We start from the raw sequence: 10,845 nt of genomic DNA on the forward strand, positions 1-10,845 counted from the left end.
TCCGGACCACGCCTACTTCAATCAACCGCTTCTCGCAGCGGCATAAAACCCGGCAGACGATCCACTTATCAAGCCGTCGAGCCTGTTCAGACAAACCGAGCCACCTCTGCCATCGCATTCGAGAAAGCTGACAATTGCTCCGATCTCTTGGGTGCGGGCATATTCACGTTCGCTGTAGAGCCGATCGATGATGCCGAGAGCGCCGAAATCCGCGCGGACAATTCTCAGCGTGCGTGTTGTGGTGACGCGCAGACGATGAACGCACAAGGGTTTGCTGGGCAGCGGAATCAATAAGGAGAGATAGGACGCCACTTCGGCGAGCGCCCCGTCTCTCGCCAGGCTGGTGTAAAGGACCTGGACCGAATATCGGCCATCGCTGCTCGGCGCCCAACGGCCTCCATTATTCGAGAACGCGGTGGGATCGGCGTTCAACCTTGTGGCGCGAAAGACCTCACCGGAAAATTGTTCTCGGGGCAGTCCCGCGATGACATCGATCAGCTGCGGATCGTGCATCCGCGAGCGATCATCACCTTTAGAGATATACGCCATCCCTCAATTTGTGCACGAGCGATAGCACGTCATCAATACGGCCTTTCCGAATAAGCTCCGCAGGAGACTGGTCGTTCAGGAGGCGTTGGCGTGCAAAGATCCACTGGCGGGCGTCGTTCGGCTCATAGAAATCGCCTAGCTGGTCGACGATGTACTCAAGCTCCAGAAGCAGCTTTTCCGTGTCCCGGTGAGGATAGGCTTTTCCCTGATTCCAGCGCGAGACCGTTTCAGGTCGCACGTCGAGCATGTTGGCGACGTCAATCAACTTGATCGCGCCTTTCTGGGAAATTCGGTCAAGTCTTTGTGCCAGTGCGCCACTCATAGCGTTGTTCTTCGCATTTGCGATCCCTGCTGAAAATCAAGCTCGCCCTTCGCGCTGAGAGCGCGTCTCAGGTTCGCGAGCGATTGACCTAATTTCGTGTGACTCAGCAAGGTGCGCCATGGCGCCTCTGAACCTTGCGAGTCGTGCCTGCTCACTGTTCAGCTTGGCGGCAAGCTGATTATTCGACACTCCTAATGCTGCGGCAGTCGCCATCATGTCGGATTGCTGCCGGACGTTGTCCTCCAAATAATGAGACGGACGAGCCGTCGAAGGGATTCCGTCGAGCCTCTCTACCTCACGGGCCCTCTGGCGCAGATAGTGCCTCGTCGGCTGTTGCAACATGTCTGATACCCCGCCAGGGCAACAATGAGGATCTCTGCACCCGAACCGGCCTTGGGTGCGAGTATTGTGACGGATCAGGGTTTCAGCCTGGTCCTTTTTCAGGAGCAATCCCAGCGAAGGTATCAAAACGCGGGGAGCTGAGTTGCCACCAGAGGAATCGGATCGAGGTCGCCGCAACCGCGATGCCTTGAAGCTCTCGTTCACCATCACGCCGTGCGAAATTCCGCCGGCCGATCCAAACGCCATTAGAGCCAATCCTGGAAGGCCGGCCACTTGATCTGCTACGATAGGTACCTCAAGCACATGGAAAGCTGCCAAGGCTTCCACATAGTCGGCAGTTTTTGCTCCTGACTCATTCGCCCCGAAGTTCTCTGCTTTGATCCACAATGCATCCATAGGGGCATCGCGAAGTGCTGCGACCAAAGTAGCTCTCTTTTTACGGTCACGGAGTACCGCGATTGGCACCGCAAGCGAATAGATAAGGGGAACCGACGACGGCAGCTGGTTCCGGAGATGGTCTGCATTCACGATGTCGGCTGAAAGCCACCGATCATCATGCGATTGCAGGAGGTGGGTAGGTGCCATCACCTCGGTGAAGCCGCGCTCTTGAGCAAATTCGGCAATCCGCTGTGATCGACTTCGGCCCTCGGTTCCAAGAAAATCTTGAAGATTATGGGGTCGATCTCCTGCCGACCACGGCAGGGCACCCAACGAGTCAGTGAACCCTCCCGGAAGCGCCGAGACCTGTGTTTTGGGGTCGAGGATGAGATCCGCATCAGCCTTTTGTGCAGCAGCAAGCAGATCTTCATGGCGGTTTGCATGCTGCGCTTCAATGACGAGCCCCTGATAACCTCTTTCCCCCTCTGCGAGAAGATCGCGAACTTGCTTGTGATCATTCCATCCGATCCGAAGGAAATGCCCGAGGTGAGGCTTCGACGCGCGAGCGGCCGTCGGCCTAGGGAGATGAATCACATTGTCGGTCATGCCAAGCTCCTTACCGAAGGACAACTTTACACTTGACATTTTCAATGCGCAATAGGACGACAGGTCGGAACAATCCACGAAAACTAGGACGTGTCGGAAGGCCGGCACCTCGGCGCGTGTTTGACGGAATGTCTTCGGCGGATCGTCAGACAAATAGCCGCTCGTCCCCTCCGGAAGTCCGTTGTTTAAAAAGCGATGCCTCCACCGCTGATATCGCTCACTCCTGCCGGGCGGGCACTGCGCGTCGGGCATCGCAATCCGCGTCGGAGAAGCCGCAGGGCGCTCCAGCCTAACCCAATTGCCGGTAGGCAAGCTTGGCGATCTCCTGAAGCCGATCCTGGGGCAGATCGCCCACCAGCGCGCAACTGATCCCCTCGGCCGTCCAGACCAGCGATTTCAGGCGGCCGGCCGCCGAATAGCGAAACGAGGTCTCCCGCGCGGTGTCAGCCGGCACGATGTAGAGCGTCACGCGGCCGCCTGCCGCGTCCTCATACATGAATTGCGCGGCCGGCCCCTCCTGCGACGGCAACAGCCGGCCGCCGACGAGGTCGAGACCGGTCGTTCGCAGATCGGGCACGGTGAGGGCGCGATCGAGCCGCTTGGAAAGCCATGCTCCGAGGTGCGTTTTCTCGTCGGCCCGGACTTCCACCGGGTGGAGGACTTCGGTCGCGTAAAGGGCGTGGGCCTGCTCTGCCTCGCCGGCGAGCGACAGGGGCGCGGGCGCGGCGACAGTGAGGACATCGCGGCCATACCAGCCGCCCGCGCCCCCAATCGCCAGGATCAGGACGGCGGCCGCGGCCATGCCCGACCAGTTGCGGGCCGGGCGCCTGCGCTCGCTGGCGATGCGGTGAACCGCCAGCCGCGCCGGAACGGCCTCGCCCGTCACATGACCATACAGAGCTCGCAGTGCCTGGTTTTGCTGTTGCCAATCCGCGACCTCCCGAGCGGCGGCAGGCTGGTCCGCGAGATACCGCTCGACCTCGGCCCGGCGCCGCGCGTCCAGAACGCCATCGGCAAAGGCCTGCAGGTCGTCCTTGGTGATCGTCGCGTCGTCGCGGCTCATTTCACGGTCCTCAGCATCGGTGCGTCGGCTTGCGTCATCTGGCGCAGCGGCGCGCGGGCCCGCGCGAGACGCGACATCAGCGTACCGATCGGGATAGCGAGCACGGCGGCCGCGTCGGCGTAGCTCAACTCTTCGACGGCAACCAGCAGCAACGCCTCACGCTGGTCCGACGGCAATTCCTGCATGGCCCTGGCCGTCTCGGCCAGCGCCAGCCGACCCGGCTGGACATTCGCCGCCCGCGGCTCGCTTGGCAGGTTTTCGAAGGGAATGGGATCGGGCGTCCTGCGACGGCGCCGCAGATCGTTGCGATAAACGTTCAGCAGGACGCGAAACAGCCAGGCCCGCAACGGCCCCGAGGGCTTCCACAGATGGCCCTTGCGGATCGCCCGTTCGAGGCAATCCTGGACGAGATCGTCGGCGAGATCGGGATTGTGCGTGAGCGCCCGCGCGTAGCGTCGCAACGCTGGCACGCATGTCTCCATCTCGTCCAGGAACCGGGACATGCGGGGACTATTTCTCCAGCGCTACGTGCCAGACTCCGCCGACGCCGTCGCCAGTCGTCTCGCCCGGCGCCTTGTCGTTCTGCCACAGATAGAGCGGCATGCCGTCATAGGCCCATTGCTTGCCGCCGTCCTTGCGGTCGACCAGCGTGTAGTCACCGTCGGCCGACGCATCATCCGCCGCCATCGCCGGCGGCCACTTCGTCGCGCAGTCGTCATAGCAGTTGGTGACGCCCTTGGTGTCCTTGTCGAAGGTGTAGAGGGTCATTCCGTCGGCGTTGGTCAGGATCTCGCCCTTGTCCGTCTCCATCGATTTGATGGCGCCGCCGGCATAGTCGTCGGCATGGGCCAACGGGACGGCGAGGGACAGGGTCGCTGCGGCGAGAAGCAGGGATCGCATGCGCATGGGAGTCTCCTTGAGGTTGCTTGTGTTCGGCTTACCTCCAGGACAACAGCGCTGGCGCGGAGTTATTCCCTGACGTCGGACTCTTTTTTCGATCGGGCCTGTGTACCCTACGCAGCGCCCAGTTCCGCCACCACCGCCTTCACCGCCGCGCGGGTGGCGTCGAAGCCGTCGCCGGTGTCGATGACGAAGTCCGCCCGGGCGCGTTTTTCCGCGTCCGGCACCTGCTTGGCCAGGATCGCCGCAAATTTCTCCTCGCTCATGCCGGCCCGGCGCAGCACCCGCTCGCGCTGGATCGCCGCCGGCGCGCTGACCACCACCACCTTGTCGCAGCGGGTCTCGGCGCCGGTCTCGTAAAGCAGCGGAATATCGAGCAAGGCGAGAGGCGCGCCGGAGTGTCGCGCCGCGTCGAGAAACGCCTGTTCCTCGGCTCGCACCAGAGGGTGGACGATCGCTTCCAGCCGTTTCAGCGCGTCGGGATCGTTCAACACTTCCACGCCCAAAAGCTGGCGGTCGACGATGCCGTCGGTCACCGTGCCCGGGAAGGCCGCTTCGATCAGCGGCGCGGCACTCCCAGCATAAAGCCGGTGCACCGCAGCGTCGGCATCATGCACCGGCACGCCCTCGTCGGCGAACATGGCGGCGGCGGTCGACTTGCCCATGCCGATCGAGCCGGTGAGGCCGAGGACGATCATCGCTCGCCCAGTCCGCGCCGGCTTCGCATCACCGTCAGACCCCGCTGTCGATGTCGCGGATGATTTTCGCGCGCAGCGCCTCGTCGACCACCGGGCGCCGGCCGAACCAGCGCTCGAAGCCCGGCACCGCCTGATGCAGCAGCATGCCGAGCCCGTCGGCATGGCGAAGGCCACGCGCCTCGGCCGTCTGCAATATCGGCGTTTTGAGCGGCACATAGACGATGTCGGTGACCAGCGCGTGATCGGGCAAGGCGGCAAGGTCCGGCAGCTTCGGCGCGAACCAGTCCGGCGTCTCATCGTCGGGGTCACTGGCCGGAATCGGTACGGTGTTGACCAGAAGATCGGCGGCCTTCAGCTGTGCCTCCCGCTCCGCCTCGCCATGGCCGCTGACGCCGGGGCCGAAGCGCGCCGCCAGTTCCTTGGCCCGCTCGAGGGTGCGGTTGACGATCCGCACGGATTTGACGCCGCGCTTCAACAGCGCGAAAATCACGGCCCGTGCCGCGCCGCCGGCGCCGAGCACCACCGCCGTCTCGGCGTCGGCCCAGCCGGGCAGCCGCTCGTCGAGATTGGCCGCGAACCCATAGGCGTCGGTATTGCCGCCGACGAGCCGGCCGGATTTTTCAAACCACAGCGTGTTCACCGCGCCGATCGCCTCGGCCGCCGCGTCCCGGCGCGTGGCGGCGGCAAAGGCGGCGAGCTTGTGCGGGATCGTCACATTGCCACCGACAAAGCCATTCTTGCGCAGGCTTTTCAGGAAATCGGCGATCTCCTCGGGCGGCACGCCGACGCGGCGATAGGAGCCGGCAAGGCCGAATTCGGCGAGCCAGCTCTGATGGATCATCGGCGAGCGCGAATGCCACACCGGCCAGCCGGTGACGAAGGCCTTGGGGCCGTCGGGGGCCGCCTGGACATCGCGCGGATCGAAGATCGAGCCTTCGCCGCGCGGGCGGTCCGCGCCGCTGACATAAGGCTGCGGCGTCCACTCCGCGTCGGTATCAGCCATCGATCTCGCCCCGTACGCGCAGCTCTTTCAAGAGCGGCAGCAGCGGCAGGCCGATGATGGTGAAATAGTCGCCCTCGATCCGCTCCATCAGCTGGATGCCCTCCTTCTCGATCTGATAGGCGCCGACGCTGGTCGTCGCCTTCTGGCCGGCGGCGGCGAGATAGCGGCCGATGAAGCCCGGATCGAGTTGGCGCAGGGTGATCGCGGCGGTGGCAACGTGCCGCCAGGTGACCACGCCGTCCTCGACCAGCACAACGGCGCTGTTCAGTGTATGGGTGCGCCCGGAGAGTTTCAGGAGCGTACGGCGCGCCTCTTCCATATTGGCCGGCTTGTAGAAGATCTCGTCGTCGAGCGAGAGGGTCTGGTCGGCGCCGATGACGATCTCGCCCGGATGGCGGGCCGAGACGTCGGTGGCCTTGGCCTCGGCGAGGATCGCGGCGACGTCTTCAGGTCCGGCACCCGATTGCAGCAGCGGTGCCTCGACCGCCCGCTCGTCGAGCTCGCTCGGCTCGACGGTGAAGTCGATCCCGGCGTTCTTGAGGAGTTCCTTGCGGTGGATGCTGCCGGAGGCGAGCACGATGCCCTTGGCCATTTGGTCCCCATTTTAACCGTTTCTTCACGCCCGAGAGGCTTGATAGCGCCTCGAGGGCCGAAACGCCATTGGCGCCGCTCGGGACTCGATTCGGCATCGCTTCGCAAGGGGCCGGCCGCCTCCACCCCCGGAAATCCGCCGGGCCTGTGGGTTAAGGAAGAGTTAAGCCGGCCCGCCTCCGTGCAGAACCGGGCCGAGGCGCATAAGTCGGCTTTCGTCCACAATCGGCGACGATGCACGGCCTGTGGGCGTCCGAACGGACATTTGTGGACGACGCAGGTTCATCCCATGCTTTCCACAGCTCCCGGACAGGTTTTCGGCAACGCGCGTGCCTCGCTAACATCCTGACGAATCTGGCGGATTGGTTAAAAGTTTAACGTTTCTCACACCGTTGGGCCAAAACCGCTCATTCGGGCTGTGGACGAGCGTGAAACGGCCGCCATCTACCGCCGCTTGTGAATTCCGGCTATCCACCGACTCATAGAATCAAAATAACGATTTCTCTTGAAATCTTTCTTTTTTATTAGGAGCCCAAACCTGATGCAGAAGCGCAAGCTCGTCCGGGTCCTGGAAGGCGAAAGCGTCTTTCCCCCTCCAGTGTGGCTCATGAGACAGGCCGGCCGCTACCTTCCCGAATATCGAGCAACCCGGGAAAAGGCCGGCGGGTTCCTGGATCTCTGCTACAATCCGGATCTTGCGACCGAGGTCACCTTGCAGCCGATCCGTCGCTTCGGATTCGACGCGGCGATCCTGTTTTCCGACATTCTCGTGATCCCGGACGCGCTTGATCGCGGTCTACATTTTGTGCAGGGCGAAGGCCCGAAGCTGACGCCGATCCGCCCGGATGAGATCGCTAATCTCGATCCATCGCGCGGCGAGACTCATCTGGCCCCGGTGATCGCGACGGTCGGTCGGCTACGCCAGGAACTGCCCGACGAGACGACACTGATCGGCTTTTGCGGCGCGCCCTGGACGGTGGCGACCTACATGATCGCCGGCCACGGGACGCCGGATCAGGCCCCGGCGCGGCTATTCGCCTATCGCAATCCGGCCGAGATGGAGACGCTGCTGTATCTGCTGGCGGAGATGAGCGCCGACTACCTGATCCGCCAGTTGCAGGCGGGTGCCGACTGCGTCCAGATCTTCGATTCCTGGGCCGGCGTTCTCGACGAGGCGTCGTTCGAAGCCTATGCCGTGCGGCCAGTTGCCCGGATGGTGGAAAAGGTCCGTGCCGCGGTGCCGGGCGCGAAGATCATCGGCTTTGCCAAGGGCGCGGGATCGCTTTTGAACACCTATCGTGAAAAGACCGGCGTCGATGCGGTCGGCCTCGATTGGTCGGTGCCGGTGTCGCAGGCGAAGGAATTGCAGAAAGCTGGCGCCATCCAGGGCAATCTCGACCCGCTGCGGCTGATCGCCGGCGGCAAGGCGCTGGAAGACGGCGTCGACCGGATTCTCGACAACCTCGGTGATGGGCCGTTGATCTTCAATCTCGGCCACGGCATCACGCCCGAGGCGCCGATCGCCCATGTCGAAGCCCTTCTCGATCGCATCAGGACCGCCAAGCCATGAACCAGAACACCCCACCATCGAGCAAGTCCGCGACGAAGTCGGCCAATGGCGGGCGGACCGCCGTCGTCGCTGTCGTCGCACTGGCGCTTGTCGCAGCCCTGTTCGTCCTGGTGCCGGTCGAATGGCAGCTCTGGATCAAGGCGCTCCACATCTTCGTCATCATCGCCTGGATGGCCGGCATGCTCTATCTGCCGCGGCTATTCGTCTACCACGCGGAAGCGGGACCGGGCACGCCCCAGTCCGAGACCTTCAAGGTGATGGAACGGCGGCTGCTCAAGGGCATCATGACGCCCTCGATGATCCTGACGTGGGTGCTCGGCCTGTGGCTCGCCTGGAAGGTGTTCGAGTTCCAGGGTGGCTGGATTCATGCCAAGATCGCCCTCGTCCTGGTGATGTCCGGCCTGCACGGCTATCTGTCCGCCTCGTTCAAGCGGTTCGAGCGGGACGCGAACACCAAATCCGGCAAGTTCTGGCGGGTGATGAACGAGGTGCCGGCGGTCATCCTGATCCTGATCATCATTCTGGTCGTGGTGAAACCGTTCTGATCGCTGACGACAGCTTGGAGAGGAAGCCGGGCAGATGGATCAAAAAACGACCGCTCTTGTGGTCATGGGTCCGTCGGGCGTCGGCAAGACGACGACGGCAAAGCTGCTTGCGGAACGTCTTGGCTGGTCCTTCGCCGAGGCGGACGAGTTTCACTCGGCCCGGAACATCGCCAAGATGGAATCCGGCGAGCCGTTGAACGATGACGACCGGGCGCCTTGGTTGTCGGCCATTCGCGACTGGATCGCCGATCAGGCCAGCCATGGCGTTTCGAGCGTTGTCGCCTGCTCGGCCTTGAAACGGCGCTATCGGGATGTTCTGCGCGAGGCGGCCCCGAGCGTGCGCTTCGTCTCGCTCACCGCCGACCAGGATCTGGTCGGCGACCGCATCGGCCGCCGCACTGGCCACTACATGCCGAATTCGCTGCTCCAATCGCAGTTCGACGATCTGGAACCGCTGCAATCCGACGAGGATGGCGTGACAGTATCCGTCGGCATTCCGCCCGAAGCGGTTGTGAGTCACGCCCTTGAAGCACTTGGGTTCGACAGGCAAGATTAGACGACCGCGACCGGCGGTTGTGAAACGGGGCGGTAACCGCGATAGGAGGCATTCGCGTCGGGCGCCAACGCGCCTCTTGCGCGGTCTCGCAACCACCGCTATATCACAATGGACTATCCCGCCTTTCTTGGGCGTTGCGCGACCATTTCTGGTCGCCTCGTCCCTGCCGCAGAACCGTTTAGCGTTTCCGGCCCCCAGCGTTTCCCCATTGTCGCCTTCATCTGTTTCGACGCGATCCGTCGGCACGAACCCCAAAAGAGCCTATTTCCGAATGAAACTTCAGGACCTGAAGAACAAAAGCGCACCCGAATTGATCGCGTTTGCCGAAGAGAACGAGGTCGAGAACGCCTCCGTTCTGCGCAAGCAGGAGTTGCTGTTTGCGATTCTCAAGCAACTCGCGGCGCAGGAAGTCGAAATCATCGGCGAGGGCGTCGTCGAAATTCTCCAGGATGGCTTCGCTTTTCTGCGTTCGCCCGAGGCGAATTACTTGCCGGGCCCGGACGACATCTATGTTTCGCCATCGCAGATTCGTAAATTCCAGCTGAAGACCGGCGATACGGTCGAGGGACCGATCCGCAGTCCCAAGGACGGCGAGCGCTATTTCGCGCTGCTCAAGGTCAACACGATCAATTTCGACGATCCCGAGAAGATCCGCCACAAGAGCCACTTCGACAATCTGACGCCGCTTTATCCGACCGAGCGGTTTAAGATGGAGCTCGATGATCCGACCTCCAAGAAGGATATGTCGGCCCGGGTCATCGATCTCGTCGCGCCGCTCGGCAAGGGCCAGCGCGCGTTGATCGTCGCGCAGCCGCGTACCGGCAAGACGGTACTTCTGCAAAACATCGCCCATTCGATTACCGCGAACCATCCGGAATGCTATCTGATCGTACTGTTGATCGATGAGCGGCCCGAGGAAGTGACCGACATGCAGCGTTCGGTGAAGGGCGAGGTGGTGTCGTCGACCTTCGACGAGCCGGCGCAGCGCCACGTCCAGGTCGCCGAAATGGTGATCGAAAAGGCCAAGCGCTTGGTGGAGCACGGCCGCGACGTCGTCATCCTCCTGGATTCGATCACCCGCCTCGGCCGCGCCTACAACACCACCGTTCCCTCGTCGGGCAAGGTGCTGACCGGCGGTGTCGACGCCAACGCCCTGCAGCGGCCGAAACGCTTCTTCGGCGCGGCGCGCAATATCGAGGAAGGTGGCTCGCTGACCATCATCGCGACGGCGCTGATCGATACCGGCAGCCGCATGGACGAGGTGATCTTCGAAGAATTCAAGGGCACCGGCAACTCTGAGATCGTCCTTGATCGCAAGGTTGCCGACAAGCGTATCTACCCGGCGATGGACATTCTAAAGTCCGGCACCCGTAAGGAAGACTTGCTGGTCCCGAAGGGCGATCTGCAGAAGATTTTCGTGCTGCGCCGGATCCTGTCGCCAATGGGCACGACCGATGCGATCGAATTCCTGAACGACAAGCTGAAGCAGACCAAGAGCAACGCCGATTTCTTCGATTCGATGAACACCTGATCGCTTTCGCGTCCGACGGACGCGAATGGCGTGACTCACGTGAAACGGCGGTCCTTTCTGGCCGCCGTTTTTCGTTGCGCTGATACCAACGGGAGCGAAGGCCGACTCTTCGGGGATTCCCAAGCTGACAGAATTCTGAATCACTGTGACAAACGGAGGTTTGTCATGGCAGCACCGGTTCCCCTTCACAC

13 protein-coding genes are annotated in these 10,845 nt (G+C 62.6%); 4 read left to right on the plus strand and 9 right to left on the minus strand.

Features of this window, described 5'->3' with window-relative positions; genetic code table 11:
• Positions 1-21: 21 nt before the first annotated feature.
• The 9 genes from VSX60_RS20910 to VSX60_RS20950 all read right to left on the minus strand — a co-directional run bounded on the left by VSX60_RS20910 (position 22) and on the right by VSX60_RS20950 (position 6,453).
• Positions 22-549: an RES family NAD+ phosphorylase gene (locus VSX60_RS20910; protein ID WP_327626183.1), complete on the minus strand. Its 528-nt coding sequence runs from the start codon at positions 547-549 to the stop codon at positions 22-24.
• Complete coding sequence (locus VSX60_RS20915) at positions 533-871, minus strand: hypothetical protein (RefSeq protein ID WP_327626184.1); 339 nt, start codon at positions 869-871, stop codon at positions 533-535. Before VSX60_RS20915 ends, VSX60_RS20910 begins: the two co-directional genes overlap by 17 nt.
• Positions 872-907: 36 nt before the next feature.
• Complete coding sequence (locus tag VSX60_RS20920; RefSeq protein WP_327626185.1) at positions 908-2,197, minus strand: hypothetical protein; 1,290 nt, start codon at positions 2,195-2,197, stop codon at positions 908-910.
• Between the two features lie 289 nt (positions 2,198-2,486).
• Positions 2,487-3,260 carry an anti-sigma factor family protein gene (locus VSX60_RS20925; protein WP_327626186.1) on the minus strand — a complete coding sequence of 258 codons (774 nt, stop codon included), beginning with the start codon at positions 3,258-3,260 and terminating at the stop codon, positions 2,487-2,489.
• A complete protein-coding gene (locus tag VSX60_RS20930; RefSeq protein ID WP_327626187.1) occupies positions 3,257-3,763 on the minus strand; it encodes a sigma-70 family RNA polymerase sigma factor in 507 nt (168 codons plus the stop codon). Before VSX60_RS20930 ends, VSX60_RS20925 begins: the two co-directional genes overlap by 4 nt.
• Before the next feature lie 7 nt (positions 3,764-3,770).
• A complete protein-coding gene (locus tag VSX60_RS20935) occupies positions 3,771-4,166 on the minus strand; it encodes a COG4315 family predicted lipoprotein (RefSeq protein WP_327626188.1) in 396 nt (131 codons plus the stop codon).
• Between the two features lie 107 nt (positions 4,167-4,273).
• Positions 4,274-4,858, minus strand: a complete 585-nt coding sequence (gene coaE, locus VSX60_RS20940) for a dephospho-CoA kinase (RefSeq protein WP_327626189.1) — start codon at positions 4,856-4,858, stop codon at positions 4,274-4,276.
• 34 nt (positions 4,859-4,892) lie between these two features.
• On the minus strand, positions 4,893-5,861 hold the full coding sequence (locus VSX60_RS20945) for a shikimate dehydrogenase (protein ID WP_327626190.1): 969 nt from the start codon (positions 5,859-5,861) through the stop codon (positions 4,893-4,895).
• Positions 5,854-6,453, minus strand: coding sequence for a Maf-like protein (locus tag VSX60_RS20950; protein ID WP_327626191.1), 600 nt, complete (start codon positions 6,451-6,453; stop codon positions 5,854-5,856). Before VSX60_RS20950 ends, VSX60_RS20945 begins: the two co-directional genes overlap by 8 nt.
• Positions 6,454-6,993: 540 nt before the next feature.
• Here VSX60_RS20950 and hemE point away from each other — a divergent pair.
• From hemE to rho, 4 genes are all read left to right on the plus strand, one after another.
• Entirely contained in the window at positions 6,994-8,022 is a 1,029-nt protein-coding gene (gene hemE, locus VSX60_RS20955; protein ID WP_327626192.1) for a uroporphyrinogen decarboxylase, read from the plus strand.
• The gene (hemJ, locus tag VSX60_RS20960; protein WP_327626193.1) at positions 8,019-8,567 is read left to right on the plus strand and encodes a protoporphyrinogen oxidase HemJ; all 549 of its coding nucleotides are present in this window, start codon (positions 8,019-8,021) and stop codon (positions 8,565-8,567) included. The genes hemE and hemJ overlap by 4 nt, the downstream gene beginning before the upstream one ends.
• Positions 8,568-8,601: 34 nt before the next feature.
• The gene (locus VSX60_RS20965; RefSeq protein ID WP_327626194.1) at positions 8,602-9,123 is read left to right on the plus strand and encodes a gluconokinase; all 522 of its coding nucleotides are present in this window, start codon (positions 8,602-8,604) and stop codon (positions 9,121-9,123) included.
• A gap of 271 nt (positions 9,124-9,394) precedes the next feature.
• Positions 9,395-10,654, plus strand: coding sequence for a transcription termination factor Rho (gene rho / locus VSX60_RS20970; RefSeq protein ID WP_327626195.1), 1,260 nt, complete (start codon positions 9,395-9,397; stop codon positions 10,652-10,654).
• The last annotated feature ends 191 nt before the right edge of the window (positions 10,655-10,845 follow it).

Origin of the sequence: Aurantimonas sp. A3-2-R12 (genome assembly GCF_036016755.1) — a bacterium.
GTDB lineage: Bacteria > Pseudomonadota > Alphaproteobacteria > Rhizobiales > Rhizobiaceae > Aurantimonas > Aurantimonas coralicida_A.